The sequence below is a fragment of the Luteibacter mycovicinus genome, assembly GCF_000745235.1.
Classification (GTDB): Bacteria; Pseudomonadota; Gammaproteobacteria; order Xanthomonadales; family Rhodanobacteraceae; genus Luteibacter; species Luteibacter mycovicinus.
Genome location: NZ_JQNL01000001.1, coordinates 3,730,216 through 3,749,599, shown reverse-complemented (window position 1 = coordinate 3,749,599; position 19,384 = coordinate 3,730,216). Strand labels below are relative to the sequence as shown.

18 protein-coding genes are annotated in these 19,384 nt (G+C 62.6%); 15 read left to right on the top strand and 3 right to left on the bottom strand.

Going from position 1 to position 19,384, the window contains the following annotated elements; all coding sequences use genetic code 11:
- Positions 1-13 precede the first annotated feature (13 nt).
- The 7 genes from FA85_RS16510 (at position 14) to FA85_RS16480 (ending at position 7,302) form a co-directional block, all read left to right on the top strand.
- On the top strand, positions 14-673 hold the full coding sequence (locus FA85_RS16510; RefSeq protein ID WP_036114779.1) for a hypothetical protein: 660 nt from the start codon (positions 14-16) through the stop codon (positions 671-673).
- Positions 670-1,428 (top strand): hypothetical protein, encoded by a 759-nt coding sequence (locus FA85_RS21100; protein ID WP_051943844.1) that lies wholly within the window; start codon positions 670-672, stop codon positions 1,426-1,428. Before FA85_RS16510 ends, FA85_RS21100 begins: the two co-directional genes overlap by 4 nt.
- The gene (locus FA85_RS16500; protein WP_036114781.1) at positions 1,425-2,915 is read left to right on the top strand and encodes an XVIPCD domain-containing protein; all 1,491 of its coding nucleotides are present in this window, start codon (positions 1,425-1,427) and stop codon (positions 2,913-2,915) included. The genes FA85_RS21100 and FA85_RS16500 overlap by 4 nt, the downstream gene beginning before the upstream one ends.
- A gap of 15 nt (positions 2,916-2,930) precedes the next feature.
- Positions 2,931-3,518, top strand: a complete 588-nt coding sequence (locus FA85_RS21095) for a hypothetical protein (protein WP_051943846.1) — start codon at positions 2,931-2,933, stop codon at positions 3,516-3,518.
- The gene (locus FA85_RS21090) at positions 3,515-4,957 is read left to right on the top strand and encodes an XVIPCD domain-containing protein (protein ID WP_051943848.1); all 1,443 of its coding nucleotides are present in this window, start codon (positions 3,515-3,517) and stop codon (positions 4,955-4,957) included. The genes FA85_RS21095 and FA85_RS21090 overlap by 4 nt, the downstream gene beginning before the upstream one ends.
- 78 nt (positions 4,958-5,035) lie before the next feature.
- Positions 5,036-6,718: a type IV secretory system conjugative DNA transfer family protein gene (locus FA85_RS16485; RefSeq protein WP_036114784.1), complete on the top strand. Its 1,683-nt coding sequence runs from the start codon at positions 5,036-5,038 to the stop codon at positions 6,716-6,718.
- Positions 6,719-6,768: 50 nt separating this feature from the next.
- Entirely contained in the window at positions 6,769-7,302 is a 534-nt protein-coding gene (locus FA85_RS16480; RefSeq protein WP_036114789.1) for a hypothetical protein, read from the top strand.
- A gap of 37 nt (positions 7,303-7,339) precedes the next feature.
- Here the strand turns inward: FA85_RS16480 and FA85_RS21965 are convergent, their stop codons facing one another.
- Positions 7,340-7,771: a hypothetical protein gene (locus FA85_RS21965; protein WP_156108782.1), complete on the bottom strand. Its 432-nt coding sequence runs from the start codon at positions 7,769-7,771 to the stop codon at positions 7,340-7,342.
- 123 nt (positions 7,772-7,894) lie between these two features.
- On the opposite strand from FA85_RS21965, the gene FA85_RS16470 reads away from it, so the two are divergent.
- From FA85_RS16470 to FA85_RS16440, 7 genes are all read left to right on the top strand, one after another.
- A complete protein-coding gene (locus FA85_RS16470; RefSeq protein ID WP_036114795.1) occupies positions 7,895-8,431 on the top strand; it encodes a hypothetical protein in 537 nt (178 codons plus the stop codon).
- 43 nt (positions 8,432-8,474) lie between these two features.
- Entirely contained in the window at positions 8,475-10,052 is a 1,578-nt protein-coding gene (locus FA85_RS22640) for a peptidoglycan-binding protein (RefSeq protein ID WP_051943850.1), read from the top strand.
- 291 nt (positions 10,053-10,343) lie between these two features.
- The gene (locus FA85_RS21080) at positions 10,344-11,102 is read left to right on the top strand and encodes a PAS domain-containing protein (protein ID WP_051943852.1); all 759 of its coding nucleotides are present in this window, start codon (positions 10,344-10,346) and stop codon (positions 11,100-11,102) included.
- The gene (locus FA85_RS16455; RefSeq protein WP_036114800.1) at positions 11,099-12,046 is read left to right on the top strand and encodes a hypothetical protein; all 948 of its coding nucleotides are present in this window, start codon (positions 11,099-11,101) and stop codon (positions 12,044-12,046) included. Before FA85_RS21080 ends, FA85_RS16455 begins: the two co-directional genes overlap by 4 nt.
- Positions 12,043-12,603: a GTP-binding protein gene (locus tag FA85_RS16450; protein WP_036114803.1), complete on the top strand. Its 561-nt coding sequence runs from the start codon at positions 12,043-12,045 to the stop codon at positions 12,601-12,603. Before FA85_RS16455 ends, FA85_RS16450 begins: the two co-directional genes overlap by 4 nt.
- The gene (locus FA85_RS16445) at positions 12,600-13,022 is read left to right on the top strand and encodes a roadblock/LC7 domain-containing protein (RefSeq protein ID WP_036114805.1); all 423 of its coding nucleotides are present in this window, start codon (positions 12,600-12,602) and stop codon (positions 13,020-13,022) included. The genes FA85_RS16450 and FA85_RS16445 overlap by 4 nt, the downstream gene beginning before the upstream one ends.
- 37 nt (positions 13,023-13,059) lie before the next feature.
- Positions 13,060-13,425, top strand: coding sequence for a hypothetical protein (locus FA85_RS16440; protein ID WP_036114807.1), 366 nt, complete (start codon positions 13,060-13,062; stop codon positions 13,423-13,425).
- A gap of 67 nt (positions 13,426-13,492) precedes the next feature.
- Here FA85_RS16440 and FA85_RS21075 read toward each other — a convergent pair whose 3' ends face one another.
- Positions 13,493-14,287 (bottom strand): lysozyme inhibitor LprI family protein, encoded by a 795-nt coding sequence (locus FA85_RS21075; protein ID WP_051943854.1) that lies wholly within the window; start codon positions 14,285-14,287, stop codon positions 13,493-13,495.
- Positions 14,288-14,463: 176 nt separating this feature from the next.
- Here FA85_RS21075 and mutS point away from each other — a divergent pair, with 176 nt between their 5' ends.
- Positions 14,464-17,049, top strand: a complete 2,586-nt coding sequence (mutS, locus tag FA85_RS16430; protein ID WP_036114809.1) for a DNA mismatch repair protein MutS — start codon at positions 14,464-14,466, stop codon at positions 17,047-17,049.
- Between the two features lie 182 nt (positions 17,050-17,231).
- Here the strand turns inward: mutS and FA85_RS16425 are convergent, their stop codons facing one another.
- Positions 17,232-19,067, bottom strand: coding sequence for a hypothetical protein (locus tag FA85_RS16425; RefSeq protein ID WP_156108783.1), 1,836 nt, complete (start codon positions 19,065-19,067; stop codon positions 17,232-17,234).
- Positions 19,068-19,384: the final 317 nt, after the last annotated feature.

Genomic DNA, 19,384 nt, shown 5'->3' with positions numbered 1-19,384 from the left:
CCGCGCCTGTCCTATGAACAGCATTCGCATCAACCGTTTCGCGCGATTCGTCCCTGGCGCGTTTACCTGGGCTACCCACGCAAAGGTGGCCAGGAAGATCGTGAAGGTCGCCGTCCCCGGCCTGTTTCTGTTACTGACTGCATGTGGTGGAAACATGGAAGATCCAAAGATCGAACTAAATCCGCATCCAGCGATGCATTACGTCGTGACCATTGTTTTTAACGGAGCACCGGGCGCGTTCGATACCATCAAAGCATCGGCGCAATACGAGGTAACCAATCGCGACTGCGTTCCTGAGCAGCCCATCTCGGGCGCAACGATTCTTCCCAGCAAGCAACTGTGGCTAGACCTTCATCGAGTCAATGAGGGGGTATACGAGACCGATCTGTACATCGATCAAATCAAGGACGAGAACTACTTCTCCAAGGGACGGTGCCGATGGTCGCTGGTTGCCGTAAGTGCAAAGGCATCGCACGGAAGAATGCAGTTTGTCACGCCATTATTCGTTCCGCGGTTCTTCGAAGAACGCGGGATAGCCAACTACTTTTCTTTCGCCTCGTACAACGACGCAAATACTGCATTGCTGAACACGGGCAACGAGAACCGTGCAGCGTACCCGCATCCTTCTGAAACATTTTCAGTGCAAGTGTCGGCCAGGGAGGCACGCCGATGAGTACGCGCACCGGGGAGTACGCGGCACTGGCTCTCGACAGCTATACCCTATCTACCGAGGTGAAGGAACTTCGGCGCGGCGATCACGATAGCCCTATGAACAGCATTCGCATCAACCGTTGCGCGCGATTCGTCCCTGGCGCGTTTACCTGGGCTACCCACGCAAGGGTGGCCCGGAAAATCGTGCAGGTCGCCGTCCCCGGCCTGTTTCTCTTACTGACTGCATGTGGTGGAAACATGGAAGAGCCAAAGATCGAACTAAATCCGCATCCGGCGATGCATTACGCCCTGGCCGTGGTCATCGACGGCGCGCCTGGAGCGTTCGATAGCGTCGACGCGTCCGCAGACTATGGGGTGACAGATTACGGTTGTGTGCCGGAGCAGCCCGTATCGGGTGCACGGCATCTTCCCGGCAAGCACGTCCCGCTGCGGCTCGTTAAGGCAAGCGATACCACTTACACCACGGAAATATATGTCGACTTACTCAAGGACGAAGACTATTTCGGCAAGGGTGTGTGTCACTGGAAGCTGGCGGGCATTACTGCTGAGGCCGCCAAAGGACGCATGAGATTTATCACCCCGGTGTCCGCGAGGACCTTTTCGGAACGGAAGAGCGAGACCCGATATTTCTCGTTCGATGCCTACTATAACGACGAGTTCGAAACTCGGAACATGGGTAACAGGGATCGTCACGCGTACCCGGATTCTCATAAAACGTTTTCAATTAGTGTCACTGCAAAGGAAATGCAGCCGTGAACCCATCGACCAGTGATTATGCTTTTCTTGCGAACAACGTTTACTCGACAGGCCCGATGGAGCGGACCATCACAAATGGCGACCGAACGTTCTCCATAGAAGACACGGCGATGGATGGAGCAACGGGCTTCTTCGCGACCGCGTATCGCGACGTCGACACAGGGCAGGTCGTCATTGCCTACCGCGGAACGGATGATCCGCTGGACGGCATCGTCGATATAACCATGGCGTCATCGCGTCTGGATATCCAACAGCTGGAGTCCGAGCTCTTCACACGCGACGTGCTAGCTCGTGCTGCACGGGATGCCAAAGCCGCAGGGAAACAACCGGACGTCACCCTGACCGGTCACTCCCTGGGCGGCGGCCTGGCCGAACTCAATGCAGCAAAGTTCGGCCTCAGAAGCGAGACCTTCAATGCATACGGCGCCGCAGGTCTGATAGGTGGCGCACCTGAGGGTGGCAACCAGGTCATCAACCATGTTCGCGCCGGCGACCCCGTCAGCGCTGCGAACCGTCATTTTGGCGAAGTGCGCGTCTACGCGACAGCCGATGACATCAGCACGCTGCAGCGTGCCGGTTACGGCCGTGAGAACACCACCTTGGGCGACACGGTAAGCGCGATAGCGCTCAAGTCGCATTCCATGAGCAACTTCGTTCCGAGGGAGGGAGAAACGGCGTTGATCGGCCCTGAGGGTGAAGCGCGTTACCGGGCCAACAGCGGGATGATCGACCGTTACCGGTCCGATGTCCTTCGTGCGCGCGAGACGTACACGCACGCCTTGGAAAACCCGGCCATCGTCGGCCCGTCCCTTGCCGTGCACGCCGCGGCGTTGTACGCCAACCGCGTTGAACGGGATCTCCACGAACTCGCCGACCGCTCCGCGCCAGCGGCACGAGCGGCTGGACAGGGGGCCATCGAAGCCTCCCGGGCGATTGACGCAGGTGCAAGCCACGTCGCTGCCGCAGCCGTCCACGGCGCCCGCGCGTTCGACATGGTCCCCGGGTCAGTTGCACGGAGCGTGTGGGGTTCAGACACGGGCTCAGCGGAGCTCGATCGCCTGCTCCATCCCCCAAGGCTTACCGACGCGAGTCACCCAGACCATGCCATGTATACCGATGCACTCAAGCGAGTGCATGCGATTGACGCCAGCACCGGCCGTAAGCCCGATCACATGAGCGAGAACCTGGCCGGTGCGCTGACAGCCGAAGCACGCCTGCGCGGGCTTAGCCGGATTGACCATGTCGTGATGAACGACGACTTCAGCCGTACGTTCGCCGTCCAGGGCGATATGAACTCCCCTTTTAAAAAGATGGTGGAGGTGCCGACAGAAACAGGCATATCCACGTCCATCGATCGAAGCACCGCCGTGCTTCAGTCCGTCGCGGCGCAGATGCCCGAGGTAGCGCACCACAACCCTCTGACGATGCAGCAAACCGCGCAGACCGAAGCGCCGACGATTCATCACGGCTCCGCCATGGGCCGATAGGAGCACGAGCCAACCATGAACCGACGACTCGCCCTACCCTTTCTTTCTTTATTTGCCATCCATCTCAACGCTTACGGTGCCAACATGACCCAGCCCGACATCAAGCAGAATCCGGCCCCCAAAATGCGGTACGAGATCACCGCGACGATCGATGGCGCGCCGGGTCCGTTCGACCGAATCCACGGCATCGCCGACTATCGCGTCACGAACGAGCGGTGCGTCCCGCCGACGCCGGTCATGGGCGCGCGCATCGTCCCGGAAAAACGCGCCGACATCGAATTCCGCCACGATCACGACAACATCTATCGCGCGACGGTATATCTCGACCTGCTCCAAGATGAAGATTACTTCGGCAAGGGCACCTGTCACTGGGCGCTGATGGCGGCAGGTATCGAACTTACCCATGCGACGGTAACGTTCAGCGCATCGCTGTTCCATGACGATGTCCTTGCCGGAAATGCCATCCCTCGCTACTTCGCGGAAGGTTCGTACACGAAGGCGCAGACGGTCCGAATCGACACCGGTATTGCCGACCGCAGCCAGTTCCACGGAGCCGGCCGTTTGTTCTCGGTCACGATGAAGGCTGAGGAGCGTAAGCCATGACATTCAAGTCGACCGATTACGCCTTACTCGCGCAGGACGTATATAACGACCCGGTGCTCGACAAGAGCACCATCCTGGACGGCGTCGAGTACAAGGCCATCGACACCATGAACAATCCGCGGACCGGCTTCCAGGCCACCGCGTACGAGCGCGTGGACACCGGCGAGGTCGTGATTGCTTATCGAGGCACCGAGTTCGATCGCGAACCGGTCCAGGATGGTGGTGTCGATGCCGCCATGGTGCTTACGGGCATCAACCTTCAAACCGCGGACTCCGAAGCATTTACGAAGCGCGTACTTGCGGCGGCGAAGGAAAAGTCAGAGACCTATGGCACGCCTCTGAATGTCACCGTCACCGGCCATTCGCTGGGCGGCACGCTGGCCGAGATCAACGCGTCGCGGTTCGGCCTGCACGGCGAAACGTTCAATGCTTACGGCGCGGCCGGCCTGAATCAGGGCATTCCGTCAGGTGGCTCGCAGGTCATCGACCATGTTCGCGCCGGCGACGTTGTCGCCGCAGCGAGTCCGCACTTTGGGGAAGTGCGTGTCTACGCGACCGAGAAGGACATCGACACCCTAAGCAAGGCGGGATACCGCGACGACAGCACGCTGCTGAGTCCTCGCAACCCGGTCAAGGCCATCGATTTCGATGCGCATGCCATCGACAACTTCACGCCGATCAATCCGCGCCTCGGTCACTCCATCATGGATGCGGAAAGCCAGGCTCGGTATCGCGCCCACGAAGGCATGGTCGACCGCTATCGCAACGACGTCCGCGACATCCGCATGGGCTTGTCGGCCGCGTGGGAAATTCCCAAGGCGATCGGCGAGTTCAAGGACGCCGTTGAGCACCGCGTCGTCGACGCCGTGGGCGCAGGCGTATTGGCTGTCGAACACGGCTTCGAGCACCTGAAGGAAGGTGTCCAACACGTCGGCCACGAAATCTCCCAGGGCATTCACGCTGTCGAGGAAAAAGCCCACAGCGCCTGGAACACCCTCACCCACCCCGGTTCCTGGTTCGCGCACGACAAGCCGAGCGTGCCCCTGAACGACCCGGATCACCCCGACCATCCGATGTTCAGGCAGGCGCGCAGCGCCGTTCACGAACTGGACCGTGCCCAGGGACGTCAGCCGGACGGCATCAGCGAGAACATCGCCGGTAGCATGGTGGTCAAGGCGCGGCAGGACGGGCTTGAGCGGATCGACAAGGCGGTGCTCAGCGACGACGCCTCGCGCATCTATGGCGTGCAGGGCGCGATGGAGTCGCCGCTCAAGCGCGTCGCCGAGCTGCCGACGGAGCAGGCGGCCCGCACCAGCGTGGCCGAGAGCAGCGACGCCTGGATCGCCGCGGCACAAGCCGCGCAGGGGCGGCAGAGCGCGCAGGTGGCGCAGCAACAACCGCCGTCGCGCGATCCCTCCCAACCGAGCCATGGGCTTTGAGATGAGCCCATGCCAAAAACCAATCGCAACGTTACACTTCCGCCCGCAATCCAACCGTGCCAGGAAGGTAAATAGAGCATGAGTAAGACCAGGGGATATTGGGCCGCCGGCCTGTTCGTCATCGCGCTCCTCGCAGGTGAGGTGCTCTCGGGGTACCTGACCCTGCTGTTTCTCGGCCTGGGGCAGATTCCGCTGAGGTTCGCCACCTACTACGAATACGTCCGGGCACTGGGCCTGCCGCAGGTCGCGCCCTATGCGTGGAAGATCAAGACCGCAGGTGGCCTGGGCTTCGGCCTGCCGCTGATCCTGTGGTTCGTGGCGCTTTACTTCCTCATGAAGAAGAAGCAGCAAGCCATGCACGGCGACGCACGCTTCGCCCATGCGTCGGACCTGCGCAAGCAAAAGATGCTCTCCCCCGCGGACAACGGCATTCTCGTCGGCAAGTTCAAGGGAGACCTCGTCCGCCTGCCGGGGCAGCAGTTCGTCATCCTCGCCGCCCCGACCCGTTCGGGCAAGGGCGTGGGCGTGGTCATCCCCAACCTGCTCGACTACCAGGAATCCATCGTGGTCCTGGACATCAAGCAGGAAAACTTCGACCTGACCAGCGGCTGGCGTAAATCCCAGGGACAGGAAATCTACCTGTTCAACCCGTTTGCGGAAGACCGTCGCACGCACCGCTGGAATCCTTTGAGTTATGTCTCAAAGGACCCCGCCTTCCGCGTGTCCGATCTGATGAGCATCGCCACGATGCTGTACCCGGACGGCTCCGATGACCAGAAGTTCTGGGTCAGCCAGGCACGTAACGCCTTCATGGCCTTCTCGCTTTACCTCTGCGAGAAGTGGGAGTTCGACGAGAAGAACAACCTGCCCTTGATGCTGCGCAGCAAGCCCACGCTCGGCATGATCTATCGTCTGTCGTCGGGCGACGGTACCGACCTGCGGGAGCTGTACACCACCCTGTCGAAGCAGCCGTTCCTGAGTTCGAATGCCCAGTCGGCCTTCGCCAACATGCTTTCGCAGGCGGCCGAAACGTTCGCCTCGATCCTCGGTACCTTCAAGGAGCCGCTGAACGCCTGGATCAACCCGGTGCTGGACGCGGCCACCAGCGAAGACGACTTCCTGCTGACCGATGTCCGCAAGAAGAAGATGACGATCTATATCGGCATCCAGCCCAACAAGCTGTCCGAAAGCCGACTGATCGTAAACCTGTTCTTCAGCCAGCTGATCAACCTCAACACGAAGGAACTGCCACAGAACAACAAGGAGCTGAAGCATCAGTGCCTGTTGCTCATGGACGAGTTCACTTCTATCGGCAAGGTCGAAATCATCGCCTCGGCCGTTTCGTACATGGCCGGCTATAACATCCGTCTGCTACCGATCATCCAGAGCATGGCGCAGCTGGACGCGACCTACGGCAAGGACGTCTCACGCACGGTCATCACCAACCATGCCTTGCAGATCGTCTTCGCCCCGCGCGAGCAGCAGGACGCCAACGACTACTCCGACATGCTGGGCTACACCACGGTGCGTCGCGAGAACATCACCAAGAGCAAGAAGGGTGACGTCTCGACCAGCCATACCGAAGAGAAGCGCGCGCTCATGCTGCCGCAGGAACTCAAGGCGATGGGCACGGACAAGGAAGTATTCCTCTACGAAGGCATTCCGCATCCGGTCCTCTGCGAGAAGATCCGTTACTACGAGGACAAGTACTTCACCTCGCGGCTGATGGAAAAAGCCAAGGTCGAGCCACTTAACATCTGAGGTCGGCGCGAACGTCCCGCCACCACGTCATCCAGGAGTCGAATTCGATCATGAAGACCTGTGCAAGCGCGCTTCTGGTCGCCGCCACCCTCATCGCTCCCGCTGTCGGCGCCGCGCCCGCGCCGACGATGTGCGCAAGGGGCGACCAGCCGGTCTTCTCGTGTCCCCTGGCCGGAAGCAAGAAGACCGTTTCACTTTGTGCCGCTGCTGGTGCACCCCATGGTGGAGGTCAGTTTTACTATGCCTACGGAAGCGACGTTTCGAAACCGGAGTTGCGGTATCCCGGTGCGGGCGACGAGGCCAAGTTCACTCGAACTCACTTGATGTTCGGCGGTAATACCGGCGGCTTTGCATACGCTTTCACCAATAGGGGATTCAAGTACGTCATCTACTCGATTTCTGGGTCAAACAATCTGGAAGACCAGGGGCTGGTCGTGTTGAAAGACGGCGAGACGAAGCCCATCAGGCAATCCCGCTGCGAAGCCGGCAAGGTCAGCGTTGCGCCGGACCGTTCTTTGATAGAAAAGACCCTGAAGTGGGAGAGCGACCCGGTGCTCGAGGATCAGGGCATACCCACGCCATAACGAACCATCGATTACGGCGTTCCAACAGGAGTTACACCTATGTGCGGCATGACCCTGCAAAATATGTGCGCCGCGGACACCGATTTATCGGCTGGCACAGAATCCAGGCGAACAATGATATGCGCAGGCACAGATGCGCGACTGTCGAAAAATCCGCCATAAAATGACCACGATTCATCCCGTCGAACAGGACGTCCGCAGCATGCGCGTTGCCCTGGTAACCATCGCAGCGATAGCCCTCCCCGCTAATCTGATAGCGGCGGCCGCGCAGCCCTCTGCGCCAACGGAGGTTGCCGCCTTTGCTCCCGCGGGTACGAAGCTCGTCGCCTTCAAATCCAGCGGCGACGCCGACGGTGCCGATGCCGTAGCCGTTTTTGAGAATGAAAGCGGCGGTGCCACCAGGCAGCGCGACATCCTCATCCTGCATAAGGAAGCGGGGCACATCGAGGGCAAGGAGGGTGACGTACATCCGTCACTACGAAGACAAGTACTTCACCTCGCGGCTGATGGAAAAAGCTAAGGTCGAGCCACTTAACATCTGAGGCCGGCGCGAACGTCCCGCCACTACGTCATCCAGGAGTCGAGTTCCACCATGAAGACCTATGCAAACGCGTTTCTGCTCGCCGCCGCACTCATCGCCCCCGCTATCGGCGTTGCCGCGCCCGCGCCGACGATGTGCGCCAGGGGCGACAAACCGGTGTTTTCGTGCCCGCTTGCCGGAGGCGGCAAGACAGTCTCCATGTGCGCGGCGGGCGACGTTACGCACGGCAGCGGCCATTTCTACTACGCCTACGGACGCGATGCGGCAAAGCCGGAGCTGACCTATCCCGCTGCCAATGCTCCGGCCGAATTCACGCGTACGCACCTGGGCTTCGCTGGTAATACCGGCGGTTATGCCTATTCGTTCACCAACGCTGGGTTCAAATACGTCGTTTATTCGGTTTCAGGCTCGAACAACCTGCAAGACGGCGGGTTGGTGGTGCTCAAGGACGGCCAGGACAAACCGGTGAAACAGAGCGCTTGCCAGGCGGGCAAGGTCACCGACACGGATGACGATGCACTGATCGACGCGACGCTCAAGCTCAAGAGCGATCCGGCGATCGAGAAGAACGGCGTCCCGGGGCAATAAGCCGCGGACGACCTTCCCTTTTAAGTCAACCAGGAGTTACACCATGTCCGCGAAAGAAAACGCCGACTATCTGATGGACGCCGCCACGAAGGCGGGCATTACCGACCCCAGGGAACTGGCCAATTTCATGGGCCAGATGCAGGTGGAGTGCGGAGGCTACTCGAGCATGAACGAAGGCCTGGGCTACTCCGGCAGTCGCCTGCTCGAAGTCTTCCCCGGCCGCAACGGGATGAACACGCTCGCTGAAGCCAACAAGGTCGCCGCGGGTGGTCAGGAGGCGATCGCCAACGAAATCTACGGCGGTGGCTGGGGCAAGAAAAATCTTGGAAACACCGAGCCGGGCGACGGCTGGAAATTCCACGGTCGCGGCTATGTGCAGCTAACCGGCCGTGCGAACTACGAGGCCGTCGGCAAGGAGCTGGGGCTTGATCTGGTCAACCACCCCGAGCTGGCCGCCGATCGCGATGTCGCCGCAAAGATCGCCATCCACTACTGGAAGGATCGCGTCCAGCCCCACGGTCATCAGACCGATGTCACAGGCGCCTGCAAGGACATCAATGGCGGCCACAACGGCCTTGCCGAGCGTAAGAACGCCGCGCAGGCATGGGAAGGCGCGCTCGACAAGGGATACAAGCCCGGCGGTCCGGATCCGATCCCGCTGGCCGGTGGCGGCGGCCACCGGATGAGCAAAGAGAAAGCCGAGCACGTCCAGACCCTGCTCAACGCCCATGGCTACACCGACACCAACGGCAAGCCACTGGTCGTGGACGGCCACGCCGGCAAGGAAACCAAGCTCGCCATCGAGCGGTTCCAGACGGACCATCATCTCAAGGCGGACGGCATCGTTGGACCGGCCACGCTGAAGGCGCTCGAACAGAACCTGCAGCATGACAAGGCGCAGCCCGCCGCAACGCCGGCAGCACCGGCGGCACCGGCGGCACCGGCACCGGCACCGGCAACACCCTCCGCAACACACTCGCCGACGGCGGCTTCGCTGCGCGAAGGCGCCACGGGCGCGTCGGTCGAAGCGTTGCAAGCCCACCTGCGCGATCAGGGCATCACCGGCTCGAACGGGCGCCCGCTTGCCGCGGACGGACACTTCGGTACGCAGACCAGGGAAGCGTTGCAGTCTTTCCAGCGTGCGCATGGCCTCGAGGCCGACGGTATTGCAGGCCCGAAGACCTTCCAGGCGATCGATAGCGCGCAACGCCAGGCGGGCGTACCGTCACTCGCCGACGCAAGCCATCCCGCCAACGGCATGTTCCGTCAGGCGCTCGACCGTGTGCAGGGTCTCGATGCACAGCATGGCCGCGAGTCCGGCCCGCACACCACCAACATCGCGGGCTCGCTCACGTCGGCAGCGACCGTCGCCGGGATGAGGAGCATCGATCAGGTCGTGCTCAACCAGGACGCGACCAAGGTCTATGCCATGCAGGGCGCCGAGAACTCGCCCTTCAAGCAGCATGCGGAGGTCGATGTGGTGAAAGCGGCCAATACACCCTTGGCGCAGAGCAGCGCCGAGGCATTCGTTGCGAGCGACCTGGCGCGCCAGCAGGCCCAGCCGTCGCAGTCGATCACGCAGAACCACGAAGCTGTGCAGAGCGCCCCCTCCCGGACATGACGGGAGGGTGACCCGAGGGACGATTTTCAATAAGCGGATGCCGGTCACAGCACGCCATCCGCTCGTACCTCAGAATGCACATAAATGGCACGACTGGGTTGACCAGTCGTGCCATCTGGTCGCGCATAGCGAACGAAACCAGACGCCCCCTCCGGGGGCGTCTTCACATGTGCGGCCTAAAGCCGAGCCGAAGTCGGCCGTCAATGAGCACTGCATCACACTTAAGTAGTAAAATTCGGCAAAATCACCTAAATCGATCCAATCGCACGCCGGACAGGGGTTACGCGAGTCATGGACTATCTGGAAGCAGAGAACGCGCTTCTTCGTGAGGGATTACGGGCCACCCGGCTCGGCCTCTGCATCACCGACGCATCGGGTCGGGTCGTACAGACGGCCGGTGATTTCGCTGATCGGCTGGGCATCAATGAAAAGGACCTGCTCGGCGCGGAGCTGCGCCTTCGCATGCCGGCCACCCTCATGCTGCCCCAGGCCGCCCCCTTGCTGGACATCGACAGTGCGGAGCTGAGCACCGAAGGCCAGCTTCGCCGCGATGGCGCGATTGAGAAATTTCTTCTCTTCCAGGCGCGTACCGTCACTCAGCGGGGCGAGCGGTTCCGCGTCATCAGCGTCATGGATGTCAGTCTTTTCGGCGTCAGCCGCGGACGTCTCAGCGATCTGCAGAGCACGCTCGAGGCGATCGGTGCGGGCGTCATCATGGTCGACGCACAGGCGGTCGATCAGCCCATCGCTTTCGTCAACCGTCGCTTCGAACAGCTGACCGGTTACACAGCCGCGGAGTGCATCGGGCGCAACTGCCGCTTCCTGCAGGGTCCGGATTCGGATCCCCAGGCGATTTCGGCGCTGCGTCGTGCGATCTCACTCAAGCAGGCCACCCAGGTCGTGGTCCGCAATTACCGCAAGAATGGCGAAGCGTTCGATAACGAGCTTTACGTCTCGCCGGTGTCGGACGATCACAACGAGGTGCGCTGGCTCGTGGGTATCGTCCGCGAGCGTCGCGATCGCACCCTGGTCGGAACGGGGGCCGCATGAGCGAGGCCGCCCTTGCCATCGCCTTTGGCCCCATGCCGCTGGGCGACGCCATGTTGCTACGTGCGGGACTCCGTCTGGCGGGCATCACATGGCACACCGCGCCACGTGAGAAATGCGACGTGTTCTTCGCGGTGAGCCTGGGCGACCTCCCGCCCGCCGTCCGTGGCGGCCCGCGCTGTGTCATCGCGGGTCCGCGTCGCGCCTCGTCGGTTCCCGCCATCTTCCTGGATCGCTGGCCCAACATCAGCCAGATGTCCGATGTGATGTCGCTGCTTCGCACGCCGGTGCGCGACCTGCCCGCCGCCGCGAATTCGCCTCACATGACCGCCGCCCTTCCTCCCAGCCCGCTCGATCGCTGGCTGGACGAAGTGGCACGAGCGGAAACGCGCGACCGCATGGTCCACGTGTCTACGGCATCGGGCCCGACCGCTCTGCTCGACCCGGCCAATCGCTGCGCCTGGCTGGCGCCGTCGGCCGTAGGTCGCCTCGCCGAAGTACTTGGCGAGGGTCAGGTGATGCTGTCCAGCGTGCCACGCGGCATTCCGCCGTCGACGGCCGTACGCTCATCGCTAGCGCACGTGTTGTGGGCGCTGGCGCTGACCGGCAACTGGCAACCCGACGCGCTGGGCATTCCCGGCGACCGCCGCCTCAAGCTGCGGCGCTGGCCGGACTTCGGTTCGCTCGAGCGACGCGACACCTTTCTTCATGTGGCGTCCCGCCTGACCCGTCAGCCGACCTCGCTGCATGCCCTGCTCACGACCTTTTCGAAAGATCGCGACGATCTCCTCGTTTTCCTCGCCGGCTGCCGACTGTGCGGATGGCTGGAGGTCACCGCCGACATCGACGACACACCACCCCCGGTCATCGCTGCCGCACCGAGCCGCCTGTATGCGGCGGTCGGTGCGATCCGCCGCGCCCTGGGCATGAAGGAAGCGAGCCGATGAGCAAGGATTACAAGCTCGTCTTCATCGGCCCCATGGGGGCTGGCAAGACGACCGCGATTACCGCGATCAGCAGCAAGCCACCGGTCGTCACCGAGGTGCGCAATACGGACCGCGAGGCGCACGCCAAGGCGTCGACCACGGTCGCTCTGGACTACGGCGAGGTCGTGATCGAGGGCGGCGGTCTGTTGCGCCTCTACGGCGTGCCCGGACAGACCCGCTTCTCCTTCATGTGGCCCATGGTCGGCAAGGGCGCGCTGGGGGCGGTCCTGCTGGCCGACGCCGCGGCGCCCGACGCACTGGCCGCCCTCGACCCGTTCCTGGAGGCTTTCGGGCACCTGCTGCGCGATCAGCGAGCCGTGCTCGGTGTGGGTCGCGGTGACGTGCCCGGTGCCGTCCCGACGGACGACTTCATCGAACATCTCGCCTCCCGCGGTTACACCACCCCGGTTTTTTCCGTAGACGTGCGCCAGCGCGCAGACGTCCACCTGCTTCTCGACGTACTGTTCGTGCAGCTGGAAGGCCGCACGGACGGCGCTGCCCTGGAACTCGCCCCATGAACACCTCATTTGCTGCGCCGATGTCGTCGTTGTCCCGTACCCAGCGTTTCGTGCTCGAGCAGTTCCTGTCGGGGATGATCGAACGGATCAATGGAGCCGAAGGGGCGATGCTGGCCACGGCTGACGGGTTTCCATCGGCCTTCTCGGGTGCGCTGGACGAGACCATGCAGAACCGCGTCGCGGCCGTGATGAGCTCGCTTTGCGCGCTGGGTGAAGCGGCCGGCGCGCAGATCGATGCGGGCGGGCTGGAAATCATCAGCCTCCAGTTCAGCGACCGGCAGATGCAGGTCGTTTCCATCCGTGGCGAACGAAGCGACTACGTACTCGCACTCGTCGCCCGCGCGGACGTGCTCCTGGGCAGCAGCCTGTGGGCTATCCGCGAATGCGCCACCCAGATCCGCGAATCGCTCCGGCCCTGACCGGAACAACCTACGAACACAAACAAGGGGAAACACCATGGCTACTCTGCAAGAATCGCTCGCCGAACTGATGACCACCGATGGCGCCGTCTGCGCCGCGCTGGTCGACTCCAACAGCGGCATGTGCCTCGGCACCGCAGGCAACACCGGCACCTTCGACCTCGACATCGCCGCCGCCGGTAACACCGAAGTGGTCCGCGCGAAGATGAAGACGATGCAGTCGCTGGGCATCAAGGAAGCGATCGAAGACATGCTGATCACGCTGGAAAAGCAGTACCACGTGATCAATCCGGTCGCGAAGTACCCGGGCCTGTTCCTGTACGTGGTGCTCGACCGCGCCAAGTCGAATCTGGCGCTGGCGCGTCGCCGTACGGCTGACGTGTCGGCGGCTGTCGCGATCTGATGCAGCGATACGAAGCATCTCTGGCGCCCCCGGCGTTCCGCGCGCGCCAGAGATGCTTCGTCGTCGCCTAGTTCGATGACGAACAGTGCATGTCGAACGGTATCTCACCGTTCTGCGGCTTGCGATTCAGCGAGACATACTTCTCGAAGACGTGGTCGGAGGCTGGTCCACTCGAGCGATACCAGACAAGCTTGCCGGCCTCCGGCACGAAGTAAGCATCTTCATTGCCATATGCGGAGCAAACGGGATAGCCGCCTCGCTCTGCCGCGTTGGCGCAAAAGCGAACATACAAGCGACCACTGCGCCACGCGCCGCTGAACTCACCGTCGTTACCCCCGGTATCCGTGCCGTCCGACCAGGTGCCTTTGACGTCGGTTCCCTGCTGCGTAGCCGCGAATTCGACGAAATGACCCATGTCGCATCGGCTGCGGTATCCCCACTTTCCCACCACCGACGCGTCACCGGGTCCGAAAGCGTTGAGCCGCCCGTCAATGACATGAGCGCGCTGTAGCGTCCGGCTGACCGCGCATGCGTTCTTCGCAACGCCCTCGGGTGTGTCCGCGACCCCGCAGCTTTTCGCCCGGTCGGCTACCCACCGCTTCTGCTCGGCATCCAGTGCTTGCTGGGCCGCCGGGTCGAGTTTGCTGAAAAGTACCGAATATTCGATATCCAGCGTGGCCTGATGATGGTCAAATTCCGACGCCAGGCAGACGTTATGGTCGCCTTTGCCGGCGGCAAGGAGACAAGCGGTATAGCCCTCCGTGACTCCGCCCTGGGTGGGCAGATAGGGGTTTCGTACCTGCTCCGCTACCGCACTGCCGACGAACAGCAGCAATAAGCACCCGATCAGAATCCTGCTCATTCACTTCTCCTTGTTTGCGCTCCGCAACGACTCAGCGCTGAGTCCACGCCTCGCGACGTCGGGCGACCGGAATCCTAACTCAGCGCGTGATCTGTAGAGAATCGCGCCGGGCGGTATCATGCACGGCCAGCGCGCCATCACAGGCGCCCTGCCCCATCGCAACCCCTCGGAAAATCATGGCTTTACCAGACGACGACCGCTCGGCCGCCGGGCATACGCCCTTCATGCGCCAGTACCTCGGGGCCAAGGCGGAGTATCCGGACATCCTGCTGTTCTTCCGGATGGGCGACTTCTACGAGCTGTTCTACGACGACGCCCGCAAGGCGGCGCGGCTGCTCGATATCACCCTGACGCAGCGCGGCCAGTCGGCGGGCGCCCCCATTCCGATGGCCGGCGTGCCCTATCACGCGGTCGAGAATTACCTGGCGCGTCTGGTCAGGCTGGGTGAGTCCGTGGCGCTGTGCGAACAGATCGGCGATCCGGCCACCTCCAAGGGGCCCGTGAAGCGCGAGGTCGTCCGCATCGTCACCCCGGGTACCGTGACCGATGCGGCGTTGATGGAAGAGCGCCGCGACAATCTGCTGCTGTCCATCGCCGCTGGCCAGACAGGCTATGGCCTGGCATGGGTCGACCTGTCGACCGGGCGTTTTCTGCTGACCGAAGTGGGCAGCGCCGAAGGTCTTGCCGCCGAACTCGCACGCCTGCAGCCGGCCGAAACGCTGGTCGGTGAGGACGTCGCATGGCCGAAGCTGGTCTCCTCGCTGCCGGGCCTGCGCAAGCGCCAGCCGTGGCATTTCGACGGGGATGCCGCCACGCGTGAGCTCTGCCGCTTCTTCAGAACGCGCGACCTGCGTGGCTTCGGCGTCGACGGTATGCCGCTTGCCGTTGCCGCCGCGGGTTGTCTGCTCGGCTACGTCGAAGAAACCCAGAAGGCCGCCCTGCCCCATCTCACCGGCATGGCCGTGGAAAACGCGGGCGAGACGATCGCCATGGACGCCGCCACGCGCCGTAACCTGGAAATCGACACGCACCAGAGCGGCCGCGTCGAGAACACGCTGCTCGGCGTGCTCGACGAGACGGTGACGCCGATGGGTGCGCGTCTGCTGCGTCGCTGGCTCAATCGTCCGCTGCGCGATCGCACCGTCCTGCGCGGACGCCATCAGGCGATCGGGAGCCTGATCGATACGCGCCGTCATGCGACGCTGCGCGAACGCCTTCGCGGTATCGGCGACCTCGAGCGCATCCTGGCGCGCGTGGCACTGCGTTCCGCGCGTCCGCGCGATCTGTCCACCTTACGCGACGGCCTGGCTGCCGCACCGGCATTGCGCGAAGACATCGCCGGCCTGGACAGCCCCTTGCTGCACAGTCTGGTCGAGCGTATCGGCGACCACGCGGAAACCGCGGCACTGCTCGCCCGTGCGGTGATCGCGCAACCGCCGGTGCTCCTGCGCGACGGCGGCGTGCTCGCCGAAGGCTATGACGACGAACTCGACGAACTGCGCCAGCTCTCCACCAATGCCGACCAGTTCCTCGTCGACATGGAGGAGCGCGAGAAAGCGGCCAGCGGCATCGCCACGCTGAAGGTCGGCTACAACCGCGTACACGGCTATTACATCGAAATCTCCAAGGCGCAGTCCGAGAAGGCGCCACAGCACTACACGCGGCGGCAAACGACAAAGAACGCCGAGCGCTACATCACCGAAGAACTGAAGCAGTTCGAAGACAAGGTGCTGTCGGCAAAGGAACGGTCGCTGATGCGCGAGCGAGCCCTGTACGAACTGCTGCTCGACAAGCTCACCGAACGCCTGCCGGAACTGAAGATCGCCGCCTCGGCGATGGCTGAACTGGACGTACTGGCGGACCTCGCCGATCGCGCGGAGACGCTCGACTGGGCCGCGCCCGAACTCACCGACGTGCCCGGCATCCGCATTGACCGCGGCCGCCATCCCGTCGTGGAGAAGGTGCGCGACGAGCCTTTCGAGCCGAATGACCTCGCACTGGACAGCGATCGTCGCATGCTCGTGATCACCGGCCCGAACATGGGCGGTAAGTCGACCTACATGCGCCAGAACGCGCTGATCGTCCTGCTCGCGCACGTCGGCAGTTACGTGCCCGCGTCGGGCGCGACGATCGGACCGATCGATCGCATCTTCACGCGTATCGGCGCGGGTGACGACCTGTCGCGAGGCCAGTCGACCTTCATGGTCGAAATGAGCGAGACCGCTAACATCCTGCATAACGCGACCGAGTGCAGCCTCGTACTGATGGACGAAGTGGGTCGCGGTACCAGCACGTACGACGGCTTGTCGCTGGCGCGCGCGGCAGCGGTGCATCTTGCGGCGACGAGCTGTGCGTACACGCTCTTCGCCACGCACTACTTCGAGCTCACGGAACTGGCCGGCGATTACCGCACGATCGCCAATGTGCATCTCGACGCGGTCGAATACGGCGAGCAGCTGGTTTTCATGCACACGGTGAAAGATGGCCCGGCCAATCGAAGTTTCGGATTGCAGGTGGCCGCGCTGGCAGGTTTGCCCAAGGCCGTGATCGCGGACGCGCGTCGTTATCTGGCTGCGCTCGAGCAGGGCCACGAGGTCACGGCGGCCGTCGCGACACCGCCTGCCGCGGCGCCGCAGATGGGGTTGTTCGCGCCTCCGTTGCCGTCGCCGGTCGAGGAGGCACTGCGGGCGGTCGATCCGGATGACCTCACACCCAGGGAGGCGCTGGATCAGCTTTACAGGCTGCGGAAAATGCTGCGCTGAACCATTGAAGGACCCTATGGGATCGATCTGAACAATCGAATTCCACTAAGCGACGTCTGTTCTTATAGTGGGGTCGTTCCATTTCACGGAGTCTTACGACTCTCCATCTTCGGCTCCGTGACGCCCCCCGCTCCCATCCCGAGTCAGCAGCCCGGGGTTGGAATTCGGGGGGCGGTTTTTATCTACCTGCCTTCCAGAGCGTAGCGCGTCGCCCAACCGGACTCGAACGTACCTGGCTTCTGAGGCAGGGCGCTAACGCCGGCACCGAGCGTCAGCCTGGCCGGCTTCGCCGCGCGGAGCAGGTCAGCCAGCGATGGAGCAAGCAAACCGCTTCGTTGCCATTCCGCAACATGCTCAGCCGTGGCGGGGATACGCAACAGGTTGAACGACTTCAGGGCGCAGGTCGCCATGTCGCCATCGGACTGCCTGCATGCGTCGTGATCGATGACGACACTGGCGCCGTCCACGACAAAACCGTCGACATAAACCACATCGCCCTTGCCGACCCGGAACGACGCAAACGGATGCAACAGCTGCGTCGTGACCAGCAGCCCGCTGACTTGCTTGTCGCGCAGCACGGTCTGGTATCCCCCTGCGGTCGCCTGCTTCGAATAGCTTCGGGTGCCGACGTCGAAGCCGGCGCATCCGCCCGTCGTGGCATCCATGAGGGCGCAATAGGTGCCGGTATAACTGCCGTTTTGATACGTGGCGCTCTGCCACACCTGGGTCTTGTAGTACTCGGTATCCTGCGTGGACACAAACGATGCCGTGCCCAACGGCGACCTCGCCGAAGCAGCCTTCCCCGACATGTCCGGCATGGGCGAACGGCGAAACTCTGCGCTGGTGCCTTTCAAGTCATAGGTGCCGGGATCCACGATAAACAGGCCATACTCCGAGTTGCCGCTGCCGCCCGGGTACCTGTACGCAAACCCATGCAAGCCCTGCTCGATCATGCTCGACATGGAGCCCGTACGCAGTACATCGGCCGGATCATCCGTACGACGCCACTCAGTCGTAGCCGTGAGGTCGATCCAGTAATTGACCAGTTGTTCTTCCCTGAGCTTGTCGACTCCCATGGCCTGGTATTTCTTGGATACGAACAGGGATGGCACAGCGACAAACGCCTTGCCGGCATGGATCGCACGCACGAAAAGCGCTTCGATACCATCGTTGCGGCGTTTCAGGTCGTCCGTGCGTTTCGCCATCGCAGGATCTTCGGCCTGCTTGAACGGGTTTCGGAACCGCGAGGCACTCCCAGTGCGGCTGGGTGATGACGGGGCGGCGCCAGCCACTGCGGCTGCCACCATGGCGCAAGCCGCAGTGCGAAGCACGTCGCGCGACCCTTGCTGCTTCGAGAACGTACGAAGCACGAGAGATGCCGCCCCCATGTCGCCATCGAACTCCACTCGCACGGGAAACGGCCTGACATCGGGCACATCCATGATCGTCGAGCGAACGTAGGCGGCACTAGTGAGCGCAATGTCCATGGCGCCCTTCTTGCCGTGATACTCCTCCCGAACCATGCGCGCGTCCGGGGTCTTGGCGAGGAACGCCTTGAGACGAGCCAGAGCTTGCCGCGCGTCTTCTCCGGACGAGGTCAATGTCCACGTACCGAAGACGGAACGGGTTCCACCGACCACATCGGTTTCGTCTGTGAAGTTCGCCTCGCAGAGGCGTGTGGAATCCTCTGGGGAAATGGGGTCGGGTAACGCGCCCGATCCACTTTGTAGCGCAGGTGCGCCGGAAATGCCTGCAGCCGCGACGGACGGCTGTGATCCGCCGGACTTTACCCGCGCAAGAATGCCGCACATTGACGCGCGCATGTCCTTTTCACTGGCCCCCATCCCGGCGGGCAGACTGGCCTTCAGTACGAGTTGCCCCTTGTCATCAGCTGAAAACTCGACAGGAAATCCTCGCGCATTGGCCTGCGCCTTGTTGGTGAGAGCAAGCGTGGCAGTCGATCCGGTCAGCATATCCTGGCCGACTTCAAAGTCCTCGCTCGGTGCGACGGCCTTCATCTGCGCGACTGCGCCCTGCGCCGTGACGCCAGGAGCGATCGAATGTGCCTCGAAAACCTTCCCGGAAAACAGACTTCCGGAGGACTTGAACGTGGACTCACACGTGTCCGCGGCCCGAACGGCAGGACAGAGTGACAGAAAAACTAGCGCCGCCACGCCCGATAGGCACGTTGAAGCGATGGATCGAGGGGATCGCTCGCGTAGACCGTAAAACATCATGCTGTCCTTGTTCCCTGAAAATGATCCTGCCAGCCGGCATCCGCCGATTGGACACTGAAAGGGTCACGGGAACAAGCGGCGCCGATCCCAGAGGGCAG

Bases quoted from the DNA above. Each gene is read 5' to 3' on its own strand.
- FA85_RS16480 (WP_036114789.1), top strand. From the start codon at position 6,769: ATGAAGACCTGTGCAAGCGCGCTTCTGGTCGCCGCCACCCTCATCGCT.
- FA85_RS16455 (WP_036114800.1), top strand. From the start codon at position 11,099: ATGAGCGAGGCCGCCCTTGCCATCGCCTTTGGCCCCATGCCGCTGGGC.
- FA85_RS16440 (WP_036114807.1), top strand. From the start codon at position 13,060: ATGGCTACTCTGCAAGAATCGCTCGCCGAACTGATGACCACCGATGGC.
- FA85_RS16425 (WP_156108783.1), bottom strand. From the start codon at position 19,067: ATGAAGGCCGTCGCACCGAGCGAGGACTTTGAAGTCGGCCAGGATATG.
- FA85_RS21100 (WP_051943844.1), top strand. From the start codon at position 670: ATGAGTACGCGCACCGGGGAGTACGCGGCACTGGCTCTCGACAGCTAT.
- FA85_RS21090 (WP_051943848.1), top strand. From the start codon at position 3,515: ATGACATTCAAGTCGACCGATTACGCCTTACTCGCGCAGGACGTATAT.
- FA85_RS16510 (WP_036114779.1), top strand. From the start codon at position 14: ATGAACAGCATTCGCATCAACCGTTTCGCGCGATTCGTCCCTGGCGCG.
- FA85_RS22640 (WP_051943850.1), top strand. From the start codon at position 8,475: ATGTCCGCGAAAGAAAACGCCGACTATCTGATGGACGCCGCCACGAAG.
- FA85_RS16485 (WP_036114784.1), top strand. From the start codon at position 5,036: ATGAGTAAGACCAGGGGATATTGGGCCGCCGGCCTGTTCGTCATCGCG.
- FA85_RS21075 (WP_051943854.1), bottom strand. From the start codon at position 14,287: ATGAGCAGGATTCTGATCGGGTGCTTATTGCTGCTGTTCGTCGGCAGT.
- FA85_RS21080 (WP_051943852.1), top strand. From the start codon at position 10,344: ATGGACTATCTGGAAGCAGAGAACGCGCTTCTTCGTGAGGGATTACGG.
- FA85_RS21965 (WP_156108782.1), bottom strand. From the start codon at position 7,771: ATGTACGTCACCCTCCTTGCCCTCGATGTGCCCCGCTTCCTTATGCAG.
- FA85_RS16445 (WP_036114805.1), top strand. From the start codon at position 12,600: ATGAACACCTCATTTGCTGCGCCGATGTCGTCGTTGTCCCGTACCCAG.
- FA85_RS16450 (WP_036114803.1), top strand. From the start codon at position 12,043: ATGAGCAAGGATTACAAGCTCGTCTTCATCGGCCCCATGGGGGCTGGC.
- FA85_RS16470 (WP_036114795.1), top strand. From the start codon at position 7,895: ATGAAGACCTATGCAAACGCGTTTCTGCTCGCCGCCGCACTCATCGCC.
- FA85_RS21095 (WP_051943846.1), top strand. From the start codon at position 2,931: ATGAACCGACGACTCGCCCTACCCTTTCTTTCTTTATTTGCCATCCAT.
- mutS (WP_036114809.1), top strand. From the start codon at position 14,464: ATGGCTTTACCAGACGACGACCGCTCGGCCGCCGGGCATACGCCCTTC.